Source organism: Paractinoplanes brasiliensis, from assembly GCF_004362215.1.
Lineage (GTDB): Bacteria > Actinomycetota > Actinomycetes > Mycobacteriales > Micromonosporaceae > Actinoplanes > Actinoplanes brasiliensis.
In genome coordinates, this window is sequence record NZ_SNWR01000001.1 from 631,581 (window position 1) to 656,307 (window position 24,727).

Here is a 24,727-nt window from a genome sequence, read left to right on the forward strand (position 1 = left end):
CCTCTGCTGGTACTGGCGGGCCAGACGGTAGAACGTCCGGGCCACAATGGCCGGATGACCGCACAAGGGGCACACGGCGAGCAAATCGACAACTGCGGCCCGCCATCCGCGTATGCCACGGACACCGGCCCCGACGCCCGCGTGCGCACTCGTGACACCGTGGCCGGAGACGTGATCGTCACCGTCTTCCGCACCACAACCAGGCTGACGGTGCCCCGCCTGCCGGACACCGGCGGCACGCTCCGGCTGCACGTGGTTCGCCGAGGCACCTGGACGTTGCGATACGGCCGGGACGATGTCACTCTCGGCCCAGGCCACGTGATGGTGCGCCGTTCGACCGGCCTGACCGGCTACGAGATGCTCCCGCACACGTCCGGTACGACCATCGGGCTGCCGGCGGCGCTCCGCGGCGCCCCAGCCGAGCCGTTCATCGCCGCCGCTGCCGCCCCTGAGGTGCGTCTCCTGCTGGCCCACGCGAGCATGCTGCAGGACACGATCCACGACCTCACCGAGACCGGCACCGAGGCGGCGCGCAACGCGCTGCTCGAGTTGTTCCAAGCAGTGGTGCACCGCTACTTAGACCCCAGCGAGCCGGCCCTGGTGCCCGCGCTGGTCCGGGCCGCCCGCGACCTCGCCGACCGGCGCCTCGCCCACCCGGAGCTGGCACCGGGGCTGCTCGCGCGGGAACTGCACGTTTCCGTGCGCACCCTGAGCCGCGCCTTCGCCACCACCGCGGAACCACCCGCCGCCTACATCCGACGCCGCCGGCTCGAGGAGGCCCGCCGAGATCTGGCCGCCGGGCGTACCGTCTCCGAGGTCGCGGCCCGCTGGCAGTTCGCCGACACCAGCCACTTCGTCCGCTCCTTCCGTAAACGCTACGACCTGACCCCGGCCGAGTACTCCCGGAACCTCCGGACACGAATGCCGTAACGGCTTCGCCGCGTCGGTCGGCGCGCTCGGTCCGGCTGCGGGCTGTGCCGCGAGACTTGCCGCGCGTTGTCGTAACAGCTAGCCCCCGGCCAGAACTCCTTCCGTTGGGGCCGGACCGGTCGTGGCGGCGGCGCGATCATGGGCGGGTGGTTGTTCGGCGGTGGGCTCGGTCTTGGGCTGCGTGGTCGAGGTCGACCGCGTCGAGGAGTTACTTGGTGATCTTCTCGGCGCCGGTGAGGATCGCGTCGAGTGCGGCGCCGCGAACGAGGTGGGACAGGCTGCCGGTCATGCCGGCGGTGCGGTGGTGCAGGTAGTCGGTGAGCTCGAGCAGGCTTCCGGGTTTGTGGCGGTGCAGCCGTAGCGCGCTCGATGGTGGCGATGAGGCTGTTCCACTCGGCGGTGCGAGGGAACGCAGTAGTCGGCCATCCGGGGTGTTGCTGCTGGAGGGACGGTCCTATAGAGGACCGGAATCCGGTCGTTGAGGCCGGGATGGCGGGCGGCGTCAATGGCCTGGTGAGTCTTGCCGAACTGGGTGATCGCGGTGGTTTTTGCCGGTCCCGGCCGGCCCGGAGCGGATGAGTCCTCGCCCGGCGGAGATCGCGGGCCGGCTTCTACGACGCCGGCCCGCGCGCGGATTGGGCCCGGCGGAAGGCGCCGGGTGCCATGCCGTAGGCCCGGCGGAAGGCGCCGGCCAGCGCCGACTCGGTGGAGTACCCGGCGCGGCGAGCGATCGCCGCGAGCGGCGCGTCGGTCTCCCGGAGCAGGCGGGCGGCGTGGCCGAGCCGGTGGGTGAGCAGGTAGTCCGCCGGGGGGCGGCCGACGGCCGAGGTGAAGCGGCGCGTGAAGGTGGCCCGGGACATGCCGGCCGCCCGGCTCAACTCCTGCACCGTCCAGCGGGTCTCCGGGTTGGCGTCGATCGCCCGGACGGCTGCGGTGATCTTCGGGTCGGGGGTAGGGAGATGGTTCGCCGCCGCCAGCCACCGGCCGAGAGCGCTCGCGAGCATGAGGTCGAGAAACGCGTGGCGGGCCGCGTCAATGAGCAGCCCCGCCGCCTGTTGTTCGTCGAGCAGGGCAGCCACCGGGTCAGCCCGGCCGGCCGCCGGAACCACGATCGGGTCGGGCAGGGTGGCCAGAAAGGGGTGCACGTCCTGGCCCGGGTGCAGGCGGTACGCGCCGCAGAGGAATTCGAAGCCGTCGGCCCCGGATGCCGGCTCGTCGGTCCCCAGCACGACCGGCGGCAACCCCCGCAGCGGTCGGGGAAGGGAGGCGAGCCCGTGGTCGACGCCGGAGGTGATCACAACGACATCGCCCGGGTTGAGCTCGACCGGCGGCCGGTCCTCGGTCAGAAGCCAGCCGGTGCCCCGGAGCACGACATGAAAACCGCTGCCGGTCAGCCCGGCGTAGCTCAGGCCCCACGGGCCGGCCATCCGAAAGCGTCGCACCGTGCCCCTACCCACCCGCAGCGCGGCGATTGCCTGACTTATCCCATCCACCGGCGTCATGCTACATACAGGCATCTACGTGCGACACGGAAGCATTTTCGCCTCGCTGGGGAGGCGATTAACTGGACCCATGTGGGACTGCGTAATCATCGGGGCGGGTGCGGCCGGGCTCAGCGCCGGGCTGACGCTCGGGCGGGCACGGCGTACGACCCTGGCCGTCGACTCAGGCCGGCCGAGCAATGCAGTCGCGCGCGCGATCGGCGGCCTGCTCGGGCACGACGGGCGACCGCCGCTGGAGTACTACGCCCTGGCCCGCGCGGAACTGGCTGCTTACCCCTCGGTCGAGCTGGCCGACGGGGAGATCACGGCGGCGGACCGGCAGCCCGACGGCACGTACGCGGTGACCTTCGCCGACGGGCGCCGGGAGCAGGCCCGAACCCTCCTGCTGGCAGCCGGGATGGACTATCGGTACCCGCCCGTTCCGGGGCTGGCCGAACTTTGGGGCGGCGACGTGTTCCATTGCCCGTTCTGCCACGGTTGGGAGGTGCGCGACCGGCCGACGGCCGTCCTGGCCACGGGGGCGGTCGGTCTGCACGGCGCACTGAACCTGCGCGGCTACACCGACGACATCACCTTGCTGACCAACGGCGCAGAGCTTTCCGGGGCCCATCGGGACCAGTTGGCCGCCGCCGGTGTCAAGTGGAACGAGCGCCCCCTCGCCACCGTCGAGGGCGCCGGCTCCAGGCTGCGCGCAGTCACCTTCGCCGACGGCACCGAACTCGCCGTCTCGGCCATGCTGGTCAAGGCCTTCCTCCGCCAGCGGTCGACCCTGGCCCGAGACCTCGGCGCCACGGTGTCCATGTCGAACGAGAACCTCGGCGTCGAGGCGATCGCCGTCGACCCGATGTTCCGCACCGGCGTTCCAGGGCTCTTCGCGGCCGGCGACGCGGCCACCTCGATTCCGCCGTCGATGGCGGCCGCGGTAGCCTCGGGTTACCTGGCCGGCGCGAGCGCCGCCGTGCAGTTGACCGCCGGATTCTGAAGGGCACGGCAGCAGTTCCCGTTCGGCCGGAACAGCCGTAGCAGGGTGCGGTAGCGGTGTGGGGAACGCCGCATGCGTCGAGGCAGGCATCGTCTACCCCATACTCGTGGCGTTCGAGAGTGCGGGATGGCTGGTCAGCCGCGAGGAGGATGCGGATCCGCACACCGAAGGCCGTCCGCGGCGCCGCTATGCCGTCTGACACCTGACGGTGTCGCTGCGGCCAGGCGTGTTCAGGTGGCCTCGGAGCTGCGTCGCCGCCGGGCCGGTGCCCGGCAAGGCTTGGCATGGTGAACAGAGAACGTGTGCTTGGCACGCCTTGCCGAGGCGTTACCGCATCGCGCTGCGCGTTGTCGCCGGCTACCGGACCGGCGGCCGACGTCGTCAGTTGGACTCCGCCCGGCGCAGGCTTGGGCAGCGAGTACCTGGACTGACGGTATCGAAGGCGGGACACCAGGCCCTCTTACAGTGATGGTTACCGGGTCCTCGCTGCCAGAGTCTCGAGACCGCCCACAAGCAGGTTCGTCTGATCAGCCAGGGACGCGATGATCGCGTTCACGTCGGCGATCTCGTCGACCGAGCGTTCCAGCGCCCGCACTCTCTCGCCGGCGGAGGCCGCGGCGTCCTTGCCTTCGGCCGTCGAGGTGGCCGCCGCCCGCGGCTGACGGCCACCACTTCGCCGATGAAAGACGAGGTGAAGAGCAGGATCACGGTTTGCAGCCGGAGATACCGCCAGGAGGTCTAGCGTCCTCTACAGAACGGTCCGAGGCGGGGGATTTCCAGGATGACAGATCACGGCCTGAGGCCCGAGTACGGCGACCCGGCGCATCTGGCCGTCGCGGTGGGCGGGCTCCCAGCGGACGGCCTTGCCATGGCGTACGACATCTTCACCCGGGCGATCGGTGCCTTGGCCGTGCGCTCGACGCCCGGGGACGGAACGAAGTGCACCATCCTCCCTTCCGACGTGACGGTACGGGCGTGACACACGCGCACTCGCGGATCCCGTCCGGCCCAGACCACCCCACGGCCGGCGCCCCCGCCTCCCGGACCTCTGTCAGCCGTACCGGACAAGGCGCGGAACAGGCCGGCGCGAGATCGGAAAGGCGCGCACGCTCCGGCCTGTCCGTGCTCTCCCGGCTGTGGATTCTGACCGGCGTCGGACTGCTGTCGGTGCTGTCATTGGGCGTATCCGCCTGGTACGCGTCCGCCGAGCAGACAGCCGCCATGAGGCAGATCACCTCGATCAGCGCGGGCATGGACCGCCAGTGGAACGCGGACATGATGCACGACGCCCTGCGCGCGGATGTGATGGCCTCGCTGTACGCCACGACGGACCGCCAACGCGAGTTGTACGCCGTTGACGAGGTCGCCGACCACGGCGACGCCATGATCACCAACTTCGACGCCGCCGCGAGCTATGCGCCGGCCTCACTGACTGAGCGATTCGTGGCTACCCGCCCAGCCGTCCAGGAGTACGCGCGATCAGCTGCGGATATCGCGGCAACCGCTGGTACCGACAGGAGCGCCGCGATCGCTCGCCTCGACGGTTTCCTGACGCTCTACTCCCAGCTCGAGGAGAACTTGGGCGGCCTCGACGAGGACATGGCCACCGCGGTCGCAGCCGCCGGAGCGAACGGCGCCACGGCAACTCGCGTAAGTCGACAGATCATCACGCTGGCCGCCGCTGCGCTTGTGGCGGTCATACTGATCGTCGGGATCAGCACGCACCGGGTAATCCGGCCGCCGCTGCGACACATGCTGGCCGGACTGCAAAAGGTCGCCGGTTATGACCTCGACGTGCAAGTCCCCGTCCTGCGACGCGACGAACTGGGCACGATGGCCGGCGCCCTCAATCACGCGGTGGCCGCGGTACGCGAAACTGTCGCGGCCACCGCCACGGGAATCGAGACCCTCTCCAGAACCAGCACCGACATGCGCGCGTTCGCCGCCGAACTCGATCAATCGGCCGAGCGGACCTCCCAGGAAGCCGGGCAGGCCGGCGCCGCCGCACACACCGCCCAGTCGGCGGCCGACCAGATGACGCGGGCCACCGAAACGATCGCCGGGTCGGTGAGCGACATTGCTCGCCAGGCCGGCGCGGCTACCACCATCACCGGGCAGGCCGCGGCCAACGCAGAGCACACCGCCGCGACGGTGACCAGCCTGAGCCGGGCCAGCGGCGAGATCGGCGAAGTCGTGGCGCTGATCAGCAGCATCGCCGAACAGACCAACCTACTGGCGCTGAACGCCACGATCGAGGCCGCCCGCGCCGGAGAGGCGGGCAAGGGATTCGCTGTGGTGGCGACCGAGGTCAAGGACCTCGCCCAGGAGACCGCCCGCGCCACCGCTGACATCACAGCCAAGATCACCAACATTCAGCAGATGGCCACCGACACCGCCACAGCGATCACGGCCATCACCGACGTCATCGCCGACATCGACGCCAGCCAGCGCGAGATCGCCTCAGCCGTCGACCAGCAAGCCGCCACGACCAGCCAGATGAACGGCCAGGCAAACGACATGACCGACGCCACGAATCAGATCGGCGCCACTCTCGCAACCATCGCCGATTCCGCCCGGACAACCGCACGCAGCGCCGCCGCGACCCGGGAAAGCGCCGAGCAGATCAGCGCCGCCACCAGCGACATCCATACCCTCATCAGCCGGTTCCGGTACGTCTGTCCATGATCCGATGCGGCGTTCTCGGTGGGTAGAGCGTGGGCGGATAGAATCGCCAAACGCTCGCAGGAGGCACCGGGCAGCCATGTTCGGACATATCTGCGAGCGAGAAAGCTCGCAAGGCACCGAGCGGCTGGCCGAATCGGAGAGCCGCTCTCGGCCGACCGACCCGGCCGTGTGATCGCCGGCGGAGTCAGCCTGGCCGCCGTGGTGGAAGCCCGCTTGTCGCGGCCGGGCACCCAGGCTGCAGGTATTGTTCGCCGGCGGTGAGCACGAAACTTCGCTGCCTGTGCTGCGCATCGTGCAGCTGACTGCGCAGACCGACCGGCGATCAACCTCGGGGCTCGGTTACGTGGGCCGGCCCTGGAGGTCCGCGTCCGGCCGCTCGTCGACGTGTTGCCCCCGCCGAGGCGGTTGTCAGCTCATGACCGAGGGTGCGGACTCGCGGGGCCTACGTTGCTCGGCGTATGCGGAGCCGCGCTCTCCCGGCCGGCAAGGTGCCTGCCGAGGTGCTCGGCGGCGATGGCGATGAGGTCGAAATGGGGCACGAGCCGGTTGTTCTCGGGTGTGCCCATGCCGATCAGTGGTCGCTGCAGCAGATCGTTGGTGGTCTTGGCGGACTCCTCCCAGACGGATTGTTCGATGGCGTGCAGGTCCGGGACGACGAGCCCGGCGGTGGCGCCGGGGGCGACGGTCACCAGTAGCACCCGGTCAGTGGCGGGGTCGGGCGTGTGTGGGCGCCCGAGTAGCACGGGCAGGTTGATCAGCGGAATTGTGGTGCGGCGGTGAGTGAACATGCCGATCAGCGGGGCCTCGTCGAGGCTGAGATGGTGGCTGGGGTAGGGGAGGATCTCATCGATCTGCTCCAGTGGCGTGGCGGCCTCGACCCCGATGCTGTAGGTGAGGAACTTCCGCACGCTGGGGATGACCCTGTGCTTGTCCCGCCCGGCGGCGTCGGTGTCGCCCGGCGGCGGATCGGCCGGGGAGGCTTGCGAGTCGAGGCGTAGGTTCAGTGCTCCGAAGGCGGCCAGTTCGGGGTTCTCGCGCAGTGCCTGCCCATCGAGGACGAGGTACTGGCGATCGTCGGTGGTGAGCAGCCCGGCGAGCAGGGCGTGGTCGGGGCTCGGCAGCTTCGGGATGGGCAGGATGTCGTCGGCGGGCACGGTGGTGATGTCGGTGACGTCAGTCGCGGTGAGTGTGATCAGGCCTCGTGGCAGGGAGACCACGACCCCGCGGTGGGTGTCGGTTGTCGCCTGCAATCCCAGGCCGAGCAGCTTGATGGGGTCGATGACCGGGACGGCGTGGCCGTCGAGGTGGGCGACGCCGCGGCAGATCGGGCCGTCCAGGGGTGAGGAGTGCAGCTCGAGGTCAGGCATGACGGAGTGCACGTGGGTGACGTCGATAGACAATCCGGTGCCGCCGCACTCGAACATCAGCAGGGTGCGGTGGGGCTCCTGCGACTGCGCTGCGACCGAGGCCGTCACGGGGGTGGGAGTGCCCGGCTGCTGGGCGGGGTCGGCAACGGCGGGGATCGCCGGCGTGTCGATGATGGTGGCGGCGTCCAGCAAGGCGACGACGGCGCGGTCGTCGGCGCGTTCAAAGGTGTGCGAGAAGAGGGCCGGCACGCCGCCGCCGATGCGCACTGCGAGCAGGGCGTCGGCGGCCACGTGGGTGGAGCCCTCGATAGCGTCGGCGAGAAGGCCGAACAGCCGGCCGTCGCTGGAGACGATGATGATGACCTCGCCCGTCTCGGCCGCTGACGGCCGCCCGGCGAGCAGGCACGGATCGAGCACCGGAATCACGGTGTGGCGCAGGTTGACCGCGCCGAGCAGTCCCACCCCCGCGGTGGGCAGAGGGCTGAACTCGGCAGGCCGGACGATGACCTCACGAAGCTCCTCGAGTGGCAGCGCCATGCGCAGGCCCCCGGTGCGGAAGACGCCGTAGAGGGAGGAGACAGCCGTTGGTGTCATGACGCGGCCCGGTCGTGCTGGTCGGCGCTGCTGCCGTTGACCAGGTCGTTGATGAGCCCGGCGACGTGGTGCGACACGGTCTGCTGCTCCTCGGTCGAGGCAGCGATTCGCCGGATGGTTTCGCTGGTCTCGGCGACGTTGGACAGGATCTGCCCGAAAGAGCTCTGCGCGCGCTGGCTGACGGTGGCGCCCTGGCTGACCCGTCCGGCGGACTCGTGGATCAGCTGGGTGATCTCGCGGGCCGCGGCAGAGGACCGCTCAGCGAGCTTGCGGACCTCACCGGCGACCACGGAGAAGCCGATGCCGTGCTCGCCGGCGCGGGCGGCCTCGATGGAGGCGTTGAACGCGAGCAGGTTGGTTTGGCCGGCGATCTCGCCGATCACCGTGACGATCGCCGCGATCTGCTCCGACGACTTCTGGATCAGCTCGATGGCGTCGATCGATTTGCGGAGTTCCTCGTAGCCCTCCTGGGCGTTGTGATTGGTGGTGTCGGCCAGGGTGGTGGCCTGCGTGGCAGCCGCGGTGATCTCGTCGATCGCCGCGGTCAGCGCGGTCACCGACGCCTTCATGTCGTGGGTCTTGGTCGCCAGCTGGTGCTCCAGCAGGACCTGGTCGGTGATGTCGTAGGCGTACTTGACCACCTTGTAGACGACGTCGTGCAGGTCCCGGATCGGGATGTAGCTGGCCCGGATCCACACCTCGCGGCCGTACTTGCCGACCCGGTGGAAGCGGCCGCTGTGGATCTCACCGGCGGCGAGACGGTGCCAGAAGTCGCGGTATTCGGGCGAGACGATGTAGTCGGCCGGGCACAACATCGAGTGGTGCTGCCCGATCAGTTCTCGCTCGCTGTAGCCCATGGTGCGTTGGAAGTTGTCGTTCGCGGCGAGGACGTTGCCCTCGAGGTCGAACTCGATGACCGCCTGGGCGAGGCTGATCGCCGTGTCCTTGCCCTCGAACTCGGCGGTGCGCTGCTTCGCGGTCGTGACGTCGACGGCGAACTTGATCACCTTGGCGGGCCGGCCCTCGGCGTCGAGGATCGGGTTGTAGGTGGCCTGCAACCACACGTCGTGGCCGTCTTTGGCAATGCGCTTGTACTCCCCGCCCTGGAACTCGCCGCGCGCCAGCCTCTCCCAGAACAGCGAGTACGCGGCCCCGGAAGCCTCGGACGGGTCGACGAACATGCGGTGGTGATGTCCGACGATCTCGTCAAGGGTGTAGCCCGTGCTGTCGAGGAAGTTCTGGTTGGCGGTGAGGATCGTGCCGTCCAGGTCGAACTCGATGACCGCCTGGGACCGGCTGATCGCGGCGACCTTGCCCTCGAACTCGGCGGTGCGGTGCTGCTCTTCGGTGATGTCCGCGGCGAACTTGAACACCTTGACCGGCCGGCCCTCAGCGTCGAGGACCGGGTTGTACGACGCCAGCAGCCACACCTCGCGGCCGCCCTTGGCCATCCGCTTGAACTCACCGGACTCGAACTCGCCGCGCGTCAGGTGCTTCCAGAATTCGGCGTACTCCGGGCGGTCGGCCATGCCGGGCGGCATGAACATGCGGTGGTTCTGTCCGACGATTTCGCCGAGTTCGTAGCCCATGGTGTCAAGGAAGTTCTGGTTCGCGGACAGGATCGTGCCGTCCAGGTCGAACTCGATCATCGCCCGCGACCGGCTGATCGCGTCGATCTTGCCCTCGAACTCGGCGGTGCGCTGGCGGTCGGCGGTGATGTCCGCAGCGAACTTGACCACCTTGACCGGCCGCCCATCAGTGCCGAGAATCGGATTGTAGGTCGCCCGCAGCCATACCTTCCGGCCGTTCTTGGCCACCCGGGTGTACACCCCGGATTGGAACCGGCCCTCGCCGAGCGCTTCCCAGAGCTCGCGGTACTGCGTCCCGCGGGCCTCCTGTTCCGGCACGAACATGCGGTGGTGCTGACCCACTACCTCCTCGCGGGTGAAGCCCATCGTTGCCAGGAAGTTCTCGTTGGCGTCCAGGATCGTGCCCGACAGATCGAACTCGATCACCGCCTGCGAGCGGTTGAGGGCCGCGATCTTGCCTCGATCGTCAGCGGCGCGCTGCGCCTCGTCGACCATCTGCTCGACCCCGGCCGTGGACGGAGAAAACTTCGAATCCGGCATGCCTGCTCCTCACCCTGGATGTTGTGTCAGGCTCTTCGGCTGGCCGGTATGGCAGTTGACGGCTCGATCAGTGAGCATTGCGTTGCGATTCCGGCCATCTGCCGGCCCTTTTGGGGGCGCCGAGTCGATAACCGCCACTTCGTCGCGCTCGCCGGGGTCACCTTGGCGCTCACGAGACCGTGACTGGACCCCGATCATCACCTCAGCCCTGATCCCTTCGGCTGGTTGCGCGGCGTGGGTGTCGTTCGTCCACCCCTGCCTCCGCCGCGTGCGTGGTGGACGGTAGCCGCCTCGAAGTCTGGTGCACGCGCTACCGGCAGCAGGGATGGGCGGCGCCACCGGACACGAGGGCAAGCTGCCGGTGTTCGCACGCATTCAGGCGATCGGCCTGCTCCCCGGTGATGACGTCGCAGACCCAATCCCAGTGCAGCGCCACCCGGTCGCCGGGGGTGAGACCGGGCAGCAGCGATCGACCGTCCACCGCCCAGCTGACCACTTCGTCGCGCTTCGATCCGTGAGCCAGCACGCCGTCGCGCCAGAGCAGCGGCCGGGACCGGACGGTGGCGATCTCGCTGCGCACGGCGACGACGGTGCCTGTGCGAATTCGGCACCGGTCGAGCACCGAGACTGCGGCGGGGTTCCCGGTACGCCGCAGGACGGCCGACCAGGGATACACCTCGAACACGTGGAAACTGTGGTGTGCGAGCGCCCGGGCGGCCGCGCCGGCCCAGGTGCCGCCGGGCTGCCCGGCGAATCGGTCCCGCAGGAAGGACACCAGGTCCGGCGACGGCACCCGGTCGAGCAGCTCGTTGCCGACCCAGTACGCCTCCACCACCGCCTCGTCGAGGGGATCGGTGAGGCCGGCCGCGCGCGCAATGAACTCCAGGTAGCTCCACGCGCCCTCGAAAAGGCGGGCGCGCCGGGCGATCTCGTCCGGGGCATCCCCGCGCAGCAGGGCGCCGGCGCCGTCCGGGCCGCAGTAGCCCAGCTGGTTCGGAGGGTAGGCGTACCGGGCGAACAACAGCGTCCCGCGCACGCTCACGTCAGCAGATCCTGGGCAGTTGCTCGCCGATCGGCATGCTGACCACGCGGGTGCCGCCGAGCGCGGTGCGGGCCACCACCATGCCGGGGTGCTCTGCCACGCAGGTGCCGATCCGGCGGGCGCCCGCGCCGTACGGGTGGGCCCGCATCGCCGCCAGCACCTCGTCGGCGCGCTCGGCCGGCACGAAGGCCAGCAGCTTTCCCTCGTTGGCCACCTGCAACGGGTCGAGGCCGAGCAGGTTGCACGCGTCGGAAACCTCGGACGGGACGGGCAGATCGCGCTCCACCAGGTCGACGCCGACCCGGGCGGTCCGGACGATCTCGTTGAGCGACGCCGCCACCCCGCCGCGCGTGGGGTCGCGCAACACGTGCACGTCGGCGCCGGTGGCCAGCATCGCGGCGACCAGCCCGTGCAGCGGCGCGGTGTCGCTGGACACCGTGGTGCCGAATTCCAGGCCCTCCCGGCAACTCATCACCGCCACCCCGTGCACCCCGATGTCGCCGCTGATCAGCACTGCGTCGCCCGGCGCGGCCCGGTGCGGCGCGATGTCGACGCCGTCCGGGACGATGCCGACGCCCGAGGTGTTCACGTACACGCCGTCGCCGCTGCCGTTGTCCACCACCTTGGTGTCGCCGGTGACCAGCCGGACACCGGCGGCCCGGGCGGCGGCGCCCATCGCTTGGGCGATCCGGCCCAGGTCCGCCATCGCCGTGCCCTCCTGCAGGATGAAGGCGGCCGACAGGTACAGCGGCGTCGCGCCCACCATGGCGAGGTCGTTGACCGTGCCGTTGACCGCCAGGTCGCCGATCGAGCCACCCGGGAAGAACATCGGCTTGACCACGAACGAGTCGGTGGAGAACGCGATCCGGGTGTCGCCGGCCGTGACCACCGCGCAGTCCGCCAGTTCGGTGGCGGCGCCGGCCGCGCCGTACCCCGGCAGGAACAGGTGCTCGACCAGCTCGCCGGACATCGCACCACCGCCGCCGTGTCCCATCACCACGGCCGGGGTGTCGCGCAGCGGCACCGGACAGGTCCAGTTCTCGAAGTCCAGCTCGGCGGTCATGAGATCTGCACCAGGTCCAGCCGGCGGTACGCGTAGTAGGCCGCGCATGCACCCTCGGAGGACACCATGGTCGCGCCCAGCGGGTTGCGGGGAGTGCACTGCTTGCCGAACGCCGCGCACTCGTTCGGCTTCAGCAGACCCTGCAGCACCTCGCCGGAACGGCACAGCGCTGACTCCTGGGTGTGCAGGCCGGACACGTCGAACCGCAGCTCGGCGTCGAATTCCCGGTACCGCTCGGAGAGCCGCCAGCCGCTGCCGGGGATCGTCCCGATGCCGCGCCAGGTCCGGTCGGTCACCTCGAACACGTCGCGCAGCATGGCCATCGCGGCGACGTTGCCCTCGGCGCGGACCGCCCGCGGGTACGCGTTCTCCAGCTCGTGCCGCCCGGATTCCAGCTGTACCAGCGTCCGGCGGATGCCTTCCAGGATGTCCAGCGGCTCGAACCCGGTGACCACGATCGGCACGCCGTACTTCTCGGCCAGCGGCGGGTACTCGGCGGTGCCCATCACGCTGCACACGTGCCCGGCCGCCAGGAACGCCTGGACCCGGCAGCGCGGCGACTCCATGATCGCGGCGATCGCCGGTGGCACCAGCACGTGTGACACGAGCAGCGAGAAGTTCGGTATGCCGAGCCGCCGGGCCTGGTAGACGGTCATCGCGTTGGCCGGCGCGGTGGTCTCGAAACCGATGCCGAAGAAGACCACCTGCCGGTCCGGGTTCTCCCGGGCGAGCTTCAACGCGTCCAACGGCGAATAGACCACCCGTACGTCACCGCCCGCGCTCTTGATGCCGAACAGGTCCTGGCTGCTGCCCGGCACCCGGAGCATGTCTCCGAACGAGCAGAAGATCACCCCCGGCTGCGCCGCGATGGCCAGCGCCTTGTCGATGATCTCCAGTGGGGTGACGCAGACCGGGCAGCCCGGCCCGTGGATCATCTCGACACCTTCCGGCAGCAGCTGGTCGATGCCGTGCCGGATGATCGAGTGCGTCTGCCCGCCGCAGACCTCCATCATCGCCCAGGGCCGGGTGGTGACCGCGTGGATCTGGTCGACCAGCCGGCGGGCCAGGTCGGGGTTGCTGAACTCGTCGAGATACTTCACCGGTCTGCTCCCGCCTGGTCGCCGAACTCCTCTTTCAGGATGCCGAGCCGCTCGAAGTTGGCGAGCGTCTCCTGCGCCGAGGCCTCGTCGAGGCGCTGAATCGCGAATCCGACGTGCACGATGACGTATTCGCCGACCGCGACGTCCGGTACGTACTCCAGGCACACGTCCTTGCGTACGCCGCCGAAGTCGACCTGCGCCATCGATGTGCCGTCGACTTCGGTGATGCTCAGGACGCGCCCGGGAACGGCCAGGCACATGGGCGTACTCCCTTCTCTGTGAGGCTCGGCTCGATGAGCGTCAGCCGGACGCGCCGATGACGAGCTGGCCGAGGGCGATGCCGCCGTCGTTGGGCGGCAGCAGGCGAGGGCGCAGCACGGTGAAGCCGCGCTCCCGCAGGTTCTGTCCGGCCGCGTCGATCAGCAGCGCGTTCTGGAAGACTCCGCCGCCGAGAACGACCACGTCGAGCCCGGTCTGCGCCCGGCAGCGCTCGGCCAGCTCGGTGATCAAGGTGGCCACGGCGGTATGGAACCGGGCGGCGATGACCGCGGGGGCCACGCCGGACCGCGCCTGGACCGCGATGGCCTGGATCACCGGGCCGGGATCGGCGACGATCGGGCCGCCGGCCGGCTCGTGCAGGCCGAAGGCATAACCGGCGCCACCGTCGGCGTGCCGCGCCAGCCCTTCCAGCACGATCGCCGCCTCCGCCTCGAAGTCGGCCCGGTGCCGGACGCCGGCCAGCGACGAGACGGCGTCGAACAGCCGGCCCATGCTGGAGGTGGGCACGCACCCGAATCCCGTCGTCAGCTGGTGAGCGAGCACATCGCGTTCGGCCGGCGGGCAGGCGGCCACCGCCGGCAAGTCAGGCTGCCAGCCCACACCGGCGGCGCGCAGGTGCGCGAGTGCCATCCGGTACGGCCGCAGGACGCCGGCGTCACCGCCGGCCAGGGGCACGTAGCCGAGGTGGGCCGCCCGCCGGTACGCCTTGTAGTCGGCGATCAGCACCTCGCCGCCCCACACCGCGCCGTCGTCGCCGTACCCGGTGCCGTCGAACGCCACCCCGATCACCTGTTCGTCGGCGCCGATCCCGTGTTCGGCCATCACCGCGGCGATGTGGGCGTGGTGGTGCTGGACCCGCCGGACCGGCCGGCCGGCCGCGTGTCGCCGGGCCCAGTCGCCGGACCGGTATTCCGGGTGCCTGTCGGCGACCAGTATCTCCGGCCGGACGCCGGTGAGTTCGCCCAGATGCCGTTCGGTGCGGGTGAGCGCCTCGATGGTGCTGACGTCGTCCATGTCGCCGATGTGCTGGCTGACCCAGGCGTACCGGCCGCTCCCGAGCGCGCAGGTGTTCTTCAGGTCCGCCCCGGCGGCGAGGATGGGCGGGACCTCGAACGGCAACGCCAGCGGCAGCGGGGCGTAACCGCGGGATCGGCGGATCGGCAGTTCGGCACCGGCGACGTGCCGGCTCACCGAGTCGTCACAGGGCACGCGGATGCCGCGGTCGTGGCGCAGCCATGCCTCGGCGAGCGGCGCGAGGCGGGTCAGCGCGTCGGCGTCGTCGGTGACGATCGGCTCGCCGGACAGGTTTCCGGAGGTCATCACCAGCGCGTCCGGCCCGGACTGGTCGCCGGGCAGCCCGAACAACAGGACGTGCAGCGGAGTGTAGGGCAGCATCAGGCCGAGGTCCGGGTTGTCCGGCGCGACCTCGTCAGCCACGCCGTCGGTGGTGCCGGCGCGCCTGGGCAGCAGGACGATCGGCCGCCGGATCCCGGTGAGCAGATCCTCCTCCCCGGGGGTCAGCGTGGCCAGCCGCCGGGCGGCGGCCAGGTCGGCGGCCATCACGGCGAACGGCTTGCCGCCCCGGCGCTTGCGGCGGCGCAGCTCGGCCACGGCCGCGGCGTTACGGGCGTCGCAGGCCAGGTGGTAGCCACCGAGGCCCTTGACTGCCACGATCCGTCCCGCGGCCAGCAGCTCTCGCGCGCCGCGCAGGGCGTCCTCGCCGTACGCCGCCGGGTGGCCGCCGGTGATCAGTTCGAGCCGCGGACCGCAGTCCGGGCAGGCGATCGGCTGGGCATGGAAGCGGCGGTCGGCCGGATCCTCGTACTCGGTGCGGCAGGCGGCGCACATCGGGAAGCGGGCCATCGTGGTGGCGTCCCGGTCGTAGGGCAGCCGGGTGATGATGGTGAATCGCGGGCCGCAGTTGGTGCAGGTGATGAACGGGTGCCGGTACCGCCGGTTGCCCGGGTCGCGCAGCTCGCGCAGGCAGTCCGCGCAGATCGCGACGTCCGGCGACGCCAGCGTCCGGGCGGGTCCCTCCCCGCCGGACGCCGCGATGGTGAACCCGGTGCCGCCTTCGACCGGCAGGTCCGCTTCGGCCACGGCGGTCACCATGGCCAGCGGCGGCGCGTCCTCCCGGAGCCGGAGGCCGTACTCGGCGACCGCGTCCGGGTCACCCTCGACCTCGACCACCACCCCGTCGACGGTGTTGCCGACCGATCCGGTGAGCCCCAGGCCGGCCGCAGTCACGTAGGCGAACGGGCGGAACCCGACGCCCTGCACCAGACCGGAAACCGTGTACCGGCGCCGGATCCGGTCGCCGTCCGGCACCTCGTCGCGGGGCCGGCCCATCAGCTCCAGTCCGCCCATCGCCTCCTCGGCCCGCGCGGCGTCGATGACCTCCAAGGCGAAGCCCATGTGGATCAGCACCCAGTCGCCCGCCGCCGGCGGCGCGTCGAGCATGCCGACGTTCACCCGGCGCTGCGCGCCGACCACGTCGACCAGCGCGAGCTGGCCGGCGTAGCCGGGAACGATCTCCACCACCCGGCCGGGTATGCCCAGGCACATGGTCAGCACCTCCGGATGCCGGCCGGTGCGGCGGCGATCAGGCGGCCCACCAGGGTACGCACGGCCTCGACCGCGGCCGGGACGGCGGCGGCCACCGGCGCGCTCAGCCCGATGCCCTCCCCCACGTCGGCCACCCGGCAGCCGACGACGTAGGTGGCCGGCAGCGTGCCGCCCAGGCGCTCCACGCCGGCCAGCATCGCCACCGGGTTCATCCCGTGCGCGTCGAACTGGCCACTGCCGAGATCGTCCGGGCCGATCTCGAAGACCACCACCTCGCCCGGGGCGCCACCGCCGGGAAGCGCGTCCACCAGCACCAGCGCGTCGCAGGGGTCGAGCAGGTCATGGGCGAGATGCATGCCGCGGATGCCGTAGTCGACGACCCGCACCTCCGGCTCCAGCGCGTTCTGCTTCGCCAGCCGCCGGACGACCTCGGGGCCGAAGCCGTCGTCGCCGAGGAAGAGGTTGCCGATCCCGGCCACCAGCATGCGCGCCGCCATGTCAGGCCTGTCGGTGGGGTCGGTCATTGTGGGTCAGCCTCCGGGTTGAAGGTTGGGTGCGTCCGGGTCCTGCGGCGCCTCCGGCGTCTCGCTCATGGCATGCGCCTCCTCCGGCTCACATCGTGCGGATCTTCAGGTAACGGCGGATGTCCGGTATGGACCGGACCAGCACAACCGCACCGATCACGGCGACGGCCATGGACACGGCGGTGGTGATGACACCCAGGGTCTTCACGATCGATACTCCTCTCCAGGAGCCGGCCCGGCCACCGGCTGCAACTCGTCAGGGGCGAAGTAGAAGTAGCGGCCGTACCAGTCGTGCAGGTCGGCAGCCGGATCGTCGACGAGCACAACCGCCACATGCACGTTGTCGTCGAAGTCGGTGACCACCTTGGCGACCCGGGCGATCTGATCGGCGAAGAACAGATCCTGGGCGTCGGCGCGCCGGGACGGGTGGACCCGGACGAGGCTGCCCTTGGCCACCCGAACGCCGGCGATGACGACCGCATCGAGGTCCGGTTCGACCGCGACGTCTTCGCGGATGTCTCGCCGGGCGCCGTGCAGGCGCAGCAGGTCGGCGGCTGACATCGCATCGCACCGGTCCACAATGGCCTGTGCCCGCGGATCGGTGGCCCGTGCCTGGGCCTTCTCCGCCTCGGTCATGGTCATCACGCGCAGGGTCAGGATCTCGTCGATCTCCGTGGAGTCGAACAACTGCCCCGGACTCTGCTCGGCCACCTCCGGGTGGTCGTACAGGATGATCGGCGCGCCGAGCACCACCGTCCGGGTGCCGGGCGGTCCGGCCAGGACCGGCCAGCAGCGACGCTGCCGGCACCGGGCGGCGGCCGCGGCGGCCTCCGGCGGCGGCTCCAGCAGCGACACGAATGCCACGCCCTGAGCCTCCACCAGCAGGTGGGCGCCGACCAGCGAGCGACGGATGGCGCTGTCCTTGCCGGTCACCGTGCCGGGGTGCTCGTTGGCGACCGCCACGGTCAGCCGGAGCAGGCCGTCGTCCGGCTCCACCGTGGTACGCACCCGCGCGGTCAGCGGCCATCGGCGCCGCACGATCCGGCCGGCCGGCCCGCCACCTGGCCCGGCGATCGGTTCGATCTCCTCACCGCCGGGCACGTCGACCGGGAACTCCGCCGGACCGGTCAGCGGCAGGTCCGGCCGGCTGATCTCCCGCTCCACCGCCTCGTCCCAGCTGAGCAGCGTGGCGCCGGCGACGGTCAGGGCGTCCACCGGCCGGTACGACCCGTCCGGTTCCAGCCGCTGCACCTCGCGTGCCTGCACCTGCAGGAAGCGCAACCGGACGGTGACCCGGCCGGTGCCCTCGCCGGGAGCCACCAGGCACTGCATGGCCATGTCCGGTGGCTCGCCGAAGGCCTGCGCCGCGGCAGCCGGCGGGCCCAGCACGCCGAACTGCCACCGGGATCGGTTCTTCGCCGCGCCGGCCCGGTACGGGTACAGCAGATACCCCTCGTAGAGCACCGCGTCGGCGACGGCGCGCACCGCGTCGGTGGTCATCGGGCCGGCCCGTCCGCGGCGGTCAGGAGCTTCTGCATCGTCTCGTCCCAGCTGACCAGGCCGTGCCGGGCCCGATAGGCGGCCAGCTCGGTCAGCACGTCCGAGCCGATCCGCAGCCAGCCGGTGTTCGGGTAGTACGACTCGATCATCTGTCGCCACACCGCCACCGGCAGGCTGTGCCGGGCCTCGCACGACCACGGGATCTGCTCCACCCCGAAGCCGGTGCTGCCGCGGGTGAACACCGTGCCGGAGAAGAGGAAGGTCAGCGGCACATCGCCGGCGTCGAGCGCGTGCAGGTAGCGGCTGCCGATGACCTCGAGGTCGTACGTGCACGGCAGCGCGAGGTCGGCCTCGGTGCGGCCGGTGAAGCCCTGCACCGTGGTGTGGCACTGCATCCACTGGAACGGCTTGACAGTGTCCGCCCACCGCTCCCGCTCGCCGAACAGCCCACGAAGCCGCTCCTCCTCGGCCGGGTCGTATCGGCGACGCTGCGGTTCGATACGCACCTGGCAGCGCAGCGTGATGGCGTGGATTCGCTGGCCGGTGGTCTCCTCGATCCCCAGCCGCGCGGTCAGTTGGGGTGCCATCGCGTACGGCTCGGCGGCTACGTCGAGCACAGCGAACCGGTAGTCGCTCATGCCGCACCGGCCGGCGGAGCGGGCCGGCTGAGCGCCCGCACCCGATCGAAGAACTCGTCCATGGCGTCCTGTGCCTCGCGTCCGCCGTCGAAACCACGCCACCGGGCGCGGAGCCGTCCGACGAGTTCGTAACACGCGTCGATGGGCACCAGGTGGCACACCGTGTCCGTCGCCGGGCCCGGCCGGGCCGGCCGGCGGACCAGCACCGCCTCCACGTCCGGCCGCAGCACCGCCAGCTCCGGGGTACGCGCTACGATCCGGTCCCAGGCGGCCAGCGGCAGCTCCGACTCGGTGGCCCCGGCCGGGCCGGGATAGAGCGCGACCATCCGGTCCTGCACGGAGTTGCGGAAGAGGAAGGCCAGTCCGACCGGGATCTGCAACTCGTCCCAGGCCCGCTCGTCGAAGGCGGAACCGGGGAAGGACAGGTAGCGGTCCGGCACGGCCCGGTAGTGCAGCACCGCATGCTCGTCGGTGAACAGCAGAGAGCAGGGCCGGCACGCGCACATCAGCGCCCGGCTCTGCAGGTCGACCACGTGCCGGTGGTCGTCGCCGATGACGGCCGAGCACATGTCGCAGTGCTCGGCGGCCGCCGCGGCCGGCCGGCTGCGGGCAATCCGCCGCAGCGCGGACAACGGCGCGCCGGACCGCGGAGCAGTCATGTCGCCACCTTCCGGTCCCCGCCGACCCGGGTGAACAGGGCGGACACCGGGATCACCGCCGCGGCGGCCAGTGCGTCGTCGACCTCGACGGCGGTCACCTCCGGCGCCGCGGCCTCGATCGCCGCCTCGACCGCGGAACGGTGCGCGGCCGACGAAGACCCGCAGCCGGCCGGCATCCGCAACCGGACCACCCCGTCCGCGGTGATCTCCAGCAGGTCCACGTCGTGGCCGGCGAGCGCCCGCTCGATCCGGGTCTGCGCGTCGTACGGATGCAGGCCGTGCACCAGCAGCAGGCCGGACACCAGGTCGTCGTCGGCGACCGCGTCGAGCGCCTCGTCGGTCAGCGCGCCGTGCTCGTGCAGCACCTCGAGCAGCCGTTCCAGCCCGGCGCCGTACAGGTCGGCCACCAGGCGCACCAGTTCCTCGGCCCGGTGGCGGGCGGCCGGACCGGCGGACGCGCTGGCGGCGATGAGCGATTCGATGCGTTCCCCGGCCGCCTGCCAATCCTGTTCCGGCACCGGTCACTCGCCTCCGGCCGACTGCGTCGGCGAGTGCAGGAGCTCCAGCTTCTTGCCGCCGCCGAGATACATGTGCACGCCGCAGGGCAGACACGGGTCGAAGCTGCGCACCGTACGCATGATGTCGATGCCCTTGAAGTTGTCCCGGTCGTTCTCCTCGAAGATCGGCTGCCCCTGCACCGCGTCCTCGTACGGCCCGGGGGTGCCGTAGCTGTCGCGCGGGTTGGCGTTCCACGGCGTCGGCGGGTACGGGTGATAGTTCGCGATCTTGCCGTCACGGATCACCATGTGATGCGAGAGAACGCCACGGACCGCCTCGGTGAAGCCGCAACCGATGCCCTCGTCCGGCACCTCGAACGGCTCCCAGGTCTTGGTGCGGCCGGCCCGGATTTCCACCAGCGCCTTCTCCGCGAAGTGCAGGGCGCAGGCGGCGGCGTACGCCTGGAAGTAGGTGCGGGCCCGGTTGCGCTCGATGGTGTTGCTCCAGCGCGGGATCGTCCACTCCAGCTCCACCGGGCCCTTGAGCGCGGTCTTCGGCAGGTTGATCCGCACCGAGCTGCCGGTGGCCTGCACATAGCCGATGTCGACCAGGCCGGCCAGCGCGGTCACCCAGAGCCGGGCCAGCGGGCCGCCGCCGGTGTCCAGCGCGAGGTAGTCCTTGCCGTCGTACCAGCGCGGGGACATCACCCAGCTGTACTTGTCGTCCAGGTCGCGCTTCTGCGGCTTCGGGTTGGTGTGCTGATTCCACGGATGCCGCCGGTCCACCGGGTTGCCCAGCGGGTCGTGGGTCACGAACATCTCCTGGTCCGTCCAGTCGTCGTAGTAGGACGAGCCGAGCAGGATCCGGATGCCCAGGTTGATCTTCACGAGGTCGGTGGTGATGAGTTTGCCGTCCACGACGATGCCCGGGGTGACGTACATCTTGCGGCCCCAGTCGGTCATGTCGGCGTACGAGAAGTTGCAGTGCTCCGGGTCCTGGAACGAGCCCCAGCAGCCGAGCAGGACGCGCCGGTTGCCGACCTGCTCGTAGCCGGGCAGCGCCTGGTAGAAGAAGTCGAACAGGTCGTCGTGCATCGGCACGACCCTCTTCATGAACTCCACGTACCGCATCAGCCGGCTGAGGTAGTCGGTCATCAGCTGGATGGTCGCGACCGTGCCGACGCCGCCCGGATACAGCGTGGAGGGGTGCACGTGGCGGCCCTCCATCAGGCAGAACATCTCCCGCGTCATGCGGCTGACCTGCAGCGCCTCGCGGTAGAACTCACCGGTGAACGGGTTCAGCGACCGCATGATGTCGCCGATGGTGCGGTAGCCGTGGTCGCCGGCGTGCGGCGCCTCGGTCCGGTTCGCCTGCTCGAGCACGCCCGGGTTGGTTTCGGCGACCATCTTCTCGCAGTAGTCCACCCCGACGAGGTTCTCCTGGAAGATGTTGTGGTCGAACATGTACTCGGCCGCCTCGCCGAGGTTGACGATCCACTCCCCCAGGTGCGGCGGCTTCACCCCGTACGCCATGTTCTGCGTGTAGCAGGAACAGGTGGCGTGGTTGTCGCCGCAGATGCCGCAGATCCGGCTGGTGATGAAGTGGGCGTCACGGGGATCCTTGCCCTTCATGAAGATCGAGTAGCCACGGAAGATCGAGCTGGTGCTCTTGCACTCCGCGACGATCCGCTGCTTGAAGTCGATCTTCGTGTAGATCCCCAGGCTGCCGACGATACGGGTGATCGGGTCCCATGCCATCTCCACGAGATCGGCCATCCCAGCGTCTCCTTCCGATCACCAGGTGCGGGTGGCACCGGTGGTCAGCTTCCGGCCCGGCTTGCGCCACTTGGGCTCGCGGTCGAGGGTGTGCGTGGTGATGCTGCGCAGCCGGCGGATCGCCGGCCCGTACAGCCCGACCGCGCTGGTGGAGAGGCGGCCGCCGGGCGGCTCGTCCATGAACGGCATGAACTTGTCCGGGAAGCCGGGCATGGTGCAGCCGATGCAGATGCCGCCGACGTTCGGGCACCCGCCGATCCCGTTCATCCAGCCCCGTTTGGGCACGTTGCACTTCACCACCGGGCCCCAGCAGCCGAGCTTGACGATGCACTTCGGCGACCCGTACTCGTCTGCGAAGTCGGCCTGCTCGTAGTAGCCGGCACGGTCGCAGCCCTCGTGCACGGTCTGCCCGAACAACCAGGTCGGCCGCAACGCCTCGTCCAGCGGGATCATCGGCGCCTGACCGGTGGCCATGTAGAGCAGGTAGGTCAGGGTCTCGGAGAGGTTGTCCGGCTGGATCGGGCAGCCCGGCACACAGACGATCGGGATGCCGGCCTTGGACTTCCACTCCCAGCCCAGGTAATCGGGCACGCCCATGGCGCCGGTCGGGTTGCCGGCCATGGCGTGGATGCCGCCGTATGTCGCGCAGGTGCCCACGGCGACCACCGCGGTCGCCTTCGGCACCAGCCGGTCCAGCCACTCGGAGGTCGTCATCGGTTGTCCGGTGGCCGGATCGTTGCCGAAGCCGCACCAGTAGCCGTGATCGTGCAGCTTCTCGTTGGGGATCGACCCCTCGACCACCAGCACGAAAGGTTCCAGCTCGCCGCGGTCGGCTTTGAAGAACCACTCGAGGAAGTCGTCGGCGCCACCGTTCGGACCGCATTCGAAGTCGATCAACGGCCAGTGCACGGCGATCCGCGGCAGCCCGGGCAGGGCGCCGAGCGCGATCTCCTCGATGCTCGGCTGCGTGGCCGCGGTCAGCGCGACCGAATCACCGTCGCAGCTGAGCCCGGCGTTGATCCAGAGAACGTGGATGAGGGTGTCGGCTGCTTTCACCGCTTCTGCTGAGGGCATGGCAGACCCGCTTCCCGGGGTCGTCCGGACCCCTGCGGCGCTCAAAAGATCGACACTGGGTATCAGCAGTGTGACGCACGGAACAGCCTGCTCCTCCACGTGCGACAATGTCAACCGATCCGACCCGGGCCGGAGCGAGGGCTGATGCACGAATTGTCGATCGCCGAGAGCGTGGTGGCGGCGGTGTGCGAGCGGGCCGGCGACCGCCGGGTGCACAGCGTCCGGATGCGGATCGGCGCGTTCACCGCGGTGGTGCCGGACGCCATGCAGTTCTGCTTCGGACTGGCCGTCGAGGGCACCGTCGCCGACGGCGCGCGGCTGGACATCGAGCACCGGCCCGGTGCCGTGCACTGCCGCGCGTGCGGCGCCGACACCGACCTTGCCGACATGCTGCTGCTGTGCCCGTGCGGCAGCGCCGACGTGGCCGTGACCGCCGGCCGCGAGCTGCAGATCGTCTCGATGGAGGTGGGCTGAGCCATGTGTGCGACGTGTGGATGCGGGCAACCCGACGACCGTCCGCACCCCACGATCACCCCCACGCCCACAGCCCGGCCACCGAGACGATCTCCCTCGAGGAGAAGGTGCTGGCCCGCAACGACGCGATCGCTGCGGAGGTCCGCAGCCGGCTGGCCCACCGTGGCATCGTCGCGGTCAACCTGATGAGTTCGCCCGGCTCGGGCAAGACCACGTTGCTGGAACGGACGATCCGGGATCTGGACGGTGACCGTCCGGTCGCGGTGATCGAGGGCGATCAGGAGACACCGCTGGACGCCGAGCGGATCCGCCGCACCGGCTGCGCCGTGGTGCAGGTCAACACGGGCGCCGGTTGCCACCTGGACGCGGCGATGATGCGTGCGGCGGTGAACAAGCTGGATCCGTCACCGGGAACCCTGCTGTTCGTGGAGAACGTGGGCAATCTCATCTGTCCGGCGCTGTTCGACCTCGGCGAGCGCGCCAAGGTGGTGATCATCTCGGTGACCGAGGGGGCCGACAAGCCGCTGAAGTACCCGCACATGTTCGCGGTGGCGGATCTCGTGCTGGTGAACAAGGTGGACCTCCTGCCGTACGTGGACTTCGACCTCGACGCCTGCCGCCGGCATGTGTCGGCGGTCAATGCCGGGGCGCGAGTGCTGGCGCTGTCGGCCACCCGCGGCGACGACGTCGATGCCTGGTACGACTGGCTCACGGCACCCGCCATCAGGTGACGCTCGGCTCGGGGTGCCGCCGCCACACCTGGTACAGCTCGGCGCCGCCACCGGTGCCGAACACCCGCAGCACCCGGTCGGCCCGGACCAGACTGGAGATCTCGGCCGTGACGTCGTGCAGGACGCCCGGTGCGGTGAACACGACGGGCAGGCTGCCTGCATCGAGGGCCCGCTTCAGCGTGACCGCCTGCCGGCGCGTCTCCATGCCCGGCCCGCCGACCTCCAGGCCGAACACATCACGCCGGGGCAGCCGGCCGCGCAGCCGGGTGACCACCGCGTCGTGTCCCGGCCGGATGCAGGACGCCCGCTCGCAAACCACCAGCAGCTCGTCGTCGGCGGCCAGCTCGGCCAGTCGGGCCATCACCGCGTCGATGCCCGCGTCGTGGTCGCGCAGGACCGCGACGGTGGTCGTGGCGTCGCCGCCGTGTCCCTCGTCGAGATCCGCCTGCGCACGCCACCAACCCTCCTCCGGTTCCCGGATCACCGCGGCCGGCGCCGCCGTACGACGGCACAGTGCCTGCGGTCGCCCCGACGCGAATCGGCGCGTGGCCGGGAGGCCCGGTGGGCGCCGCGTGGACTTTCCTTGCCAAATCACGTTTCTGCCACCTCAGCTCGT

The 24,727-nt window shown here is 70.4% G+C and carries 24 protein-coding genes; 7 read left to right on the top strand and 17 right to left on the bottom strand.

Translation table 11 applies throughout. The features are described 5' to 3' along the window. The first annotated feature begins 54 nt into the window (after positions 1–54). Entirely contained in the window at positions 55–930 is an 876-nt protein-coding gene (locus C8E87_RS44475) for a helix-turn-helix domain-containing protein (RefSeq protein WP_203720778.1), read from the top strand. A gap of 181 nt (positions 931–1,111) precedes the next feature. Continuing rightward, positions 1,112–1,291, top strand: a complete 180-nt coding sequence (locus tag C8E87_RS43450) for a hypothetical protein (RefSeq protein WP_166661040.1) — start codon at positions 1,112–1,114, stop codon at positions 1,289–1,291. Positions 1,292–1,541: 250 nt separating this feature from the next. Here C8E87_RS43450 and C8E87_RS02480 read toward each other — a convergent pair whose 3' ends face one another. Beyond that, on the bottom strand, positions 1,542–2,423 hold the full coding sequence (locus C8E87_RS02480; protein ID WP_166661041.1) for an AraC family transcriptional regulator: 882 nt from the start codon (positions 2,421–2,423) through the stop codon (positions 1,542–1,544). 79 nt (positions 2,424–2,502) lie between these two features. Here C8E87_RS02480 and C8E87_RS02485 point away from each other — a divergent pair, with 79 nt between their 5' ends. The 3 genes from C8E87_RS02485 to C8E87_RS02505 all read left to right on the top strand — a co-directional run bounded on the left by C8E87_RS02485 (position 2,503) and on the right by C8E87_RS02505 (position 6,099). Continuing rightward, complete coding sequence (locus C8E87_RS02485; protein WP_133871578.1) at positions 2,503–3,414, top strand: NAD(P)/FAD-dependent oxidoreductase; 912 nt, start codon at positions 2,503–2,505, stop codon at positions 3,412–3,414. 781 nt (positions 3,415–4,195) lie between these two features. Beyond that, positions 4,196–4,393, top strand: coding sequence for a hypothetical protein (locus C8E87_RS02500; RefSeq protein WP_133871579.1), 198 nt, complete (start codon positions 4,196–4,198; stop codon positions 4,391–4,393). 143 nt (positions 4,394–4,536) lie between these two features. Continuing rightward, positions 4,537–6,099 carry a methyl-accepting chemotaxis protein gene (locus tag C8E87_RS02505; RefSeq protein ID WP_239080398.1) on the top strand — a complete coding sequence of 521 codons (1,563 nt, stop codon included), beginning with the start codon at positions 4,537–4,539 and terminating at the stop codon, positions 6,097–6,099. Positions 6,100–6,512: 413 nt separating this feature from the next. On the opposite strand, the gene C8E87_RS02510 is transcribed toward C8E87_RS02505, so the two are convergent. The 15 genes from C8E87_RS02510 to C8E87_RS02575 form a co-directional block, all read right to left on the bottom strand. Continuing rightward, positions 6,513–8,060: a chemotaxis protein CheW gene (locus C8E87_RS02510; RefSeq protein WP_133871580.1), complete on the bottom strand. Its 1,548-nt coding sequence runs from the start codon at positions 8,058–8,060 to the stop codon at positions 6,513–6,515. Further along, a complete protein-coding gene (locus tag C8E87_RS02515) occupies positions 8,057–10,189 on the bottom strand; it encodes a methyl-accepting chemotaxis protein (RefSeq protein WP_275409111.1) in 2,133 nt (710 codons plus the stop codon). Before C8E87_RS02515 ends, C8E87_RS02510 begins: the two co-directional genes overlap by 4 nt. Before the next feature lie 310 nt (positions 10,190–10,499). After that, positions 10,500–11,231, bottom strand: coding sequence for a DUF6390 family protein (locus C8E87_RS02520; RefSeq protein ID WP_133871581.1), 732 nt, complete (start codon positions 11,229–11,231; stop codon positions 10,500–10,502). A gap of 1 nt (position 11,232) precedes the next feature. Next, positions 11,233–12,294: a hydrogenase expression/formation protein HypE gene (hypE, locus tag C8E87_RS02525; protein WP_133871582.1), complete on the bottom strand. Its 1,062-nt coding sequence runs from the start codon at positions 12,292–12,294 to the stop codon at positions 11,233–11,235. Further along, positions 12,291–13,394: a hydrogenase formation protein HypD gene (gene hypD / locus C8E87_RS02530; RefSeq protein ID WP_133871583.1), complete on the bottom strand. Its 1,104-nt coding sequence runs from the start codon at positions 13,392–13,394 to the stop codon at positions 12,291–12,293. Before hypD ends, hypE begins: the two co-directional genes overlap by 4 nt. Next, a complete protein-coding gene (locus tag C8E87_RS02535; RefSeq protein ID WP_133871584.1) occupies positions 13,391–13,654 on the bottom strand; it encodes a HypC/HybG/HupF family hydrogenase formation chaperone in 264 nt (87 codons plus the stop codon). The genes hypD and C8E87_RS02535 overlap by 4 nt, the downstream gene beginning before the upstream one ends. Positions 13,655–13,694: 40 nt before the next feature. Further along, positions 13,695–16,238, bottom strand: coding sequence for a carbamoyltransferase HypF (hypF, locus tag C8E87_RS02540; protein ID WP_133871585.1), 2,544 nt, complete (start codon positions 16,236–16,238; stop codon positions 13,695–13,697). A gap of 2 nt (positions 16,239–16,240) precedes the next feature. Beyond that, on the bottom strand, positions 16,241–16,762 hold the full coding sequence (locus C8E87_RS02545; protein WP_275409112.1) for a hydrogenase maturation protease: 522 nt from the start codon (positions 16,760–16,762) through the stop codon (positions 16,241–16,243). An 88-nt stretch (positions 16,763–16,850) separates the two neighbouring features. Then, positions 16,851–16,970: a DUF6893 family small protein gene (locus tag C8E87_RS46905; protein ID WP_438866002.1), complete on the bottom strand. Its 120-nt coding sequence runs from the start codon at positions 16,968–16,970 to the stop codon at positions 16,851–16,853. Further along, positions 16,967–18,262, bottom strand: coding sequence for a hypothetical protein (locus tag C8E87_RS02550; RefSeq protein ID WP_133871586.1), 1,296 nt, complete (start codon positions 18,260–18,262; stop codon positions 16,967–16,969). Before C8E87_RS02550 ends, C8E87_RS46905 begins: the two co-directional genes overlap by 4 nt. Then, positions 18,259–18,900 (bottom strand): DUF6084 family protein, encoded by a 642-nt coding sequence (locus C8E87_RS02555; RefSeq protein WP_133871587.1) that lies wholly within the window; start codon positions 18,898–18,900, stop codon positions 18,259–18,261. The genes C8E87_RS02550 and C8E87_RS02555 overlap by 4 nt, the downstream gene beginning before the upstream one ends. Further along, on the bottom strand, positions 18,897–19,559 hold the full coding sequence (locus tag C8E87_RS02560) for a DUF5947 family protein (RefSeq protein WP_133871588.1): 663 nt from the start codon (positions 19,557–19,559) through the stop codon (positions 18,897–18,899). Before C8E87_RS02560 ends, C8E87_RS02555 begins: the two co-directional genes overlap by 4 nt. Continuing rightward, the gene (locus tag C8E87_RS02565) at positions 19,556–20,077 is read right to left on the bottom strand and encodes a NifU-related iron-sulfur-binding protein (protein ID WP_133871589.1); all 522 of its coding nucleotides are present in this window, start codon (positions 20,075–20,077) and stop codon (positions 19,556–19,558) included. Before C8E87_RS02565 ends, C8E87_RS02560 begins: the two co-directional genes overlap by 4 nt. Positions 20,078–20,080: 3 nt before the next feature. Then, positions 20,081–21,832 (bottom strand): nickel-dependent hydrogenase large subunit, encoded by a 1,752-nt coding sequence (locus C8E87_RS02570; RefSeq protein ID WP_133871590.1) that lies wholly within the window; start codon positions 21,830–21,832, stop codon positions 20,081–20,083. An 18-nt stretch (positions 21,833–21,850) separates the two neighbouring features. Then, positions 21,851–22,888, bottom strand: a complete 1,038-nt coding sequence (locus C8E87_RS02575) for an NADH-quinone oxidoreductase subunit B family protein (protein ID WP_239080399.1) — start codon at positions 22,886–22,888, stop codon at positions 21,851–21,853. Between the two features lie 162 nt (positions 22,889–23,050). Here C8E87_RS02575 and C8E87_RS02580 point away from each other — a divergent pair, with 162 nt between their 5' ends. Both C8E87_RS02580 and hypB read left to right on the top strand, forming a co-directional pair. After that, entirely contained in the window at positions 23,051–23,380 is a 330-nt protein-coding gene (locus C8E87_RS02580) for a hydrogenase maturation nickel metallochaperone HypA/HybF (RefSeq protein ID WP_133871592.1), read from the top strand. A gap of 20 nt (positions 23,381–23,400) precedes the next feature. Continuing rightward, entirely contained in the window at positions 23,401–24,111 is a 711-nt protein-coding gene (hypB, locus tag C8E87_RS02585; RefSeq protein ID WP_133876569.1) for a hydrogenase nickel incorporation protein HypB, read from the top strand. Here the strand turns inward: hypB and C8E87_RS02590 are convergent. Next, positions 24,104–24,595: a hypothetical protein gene (locus tag C8E87_RS02590; protein WP_133871593.1), complete on the bottom strand. Its 492-nt coding sequence runs from the start codon at positions 24,593–24,595 to the stop codon at positions 24,104–24,106. The two genes, hypB and C8E87_RS02590, sit on opposite strands and share 8 nt — an antisense overlap. Positions 24,596–24,727 lie beyond the last annotated feature (132 nt).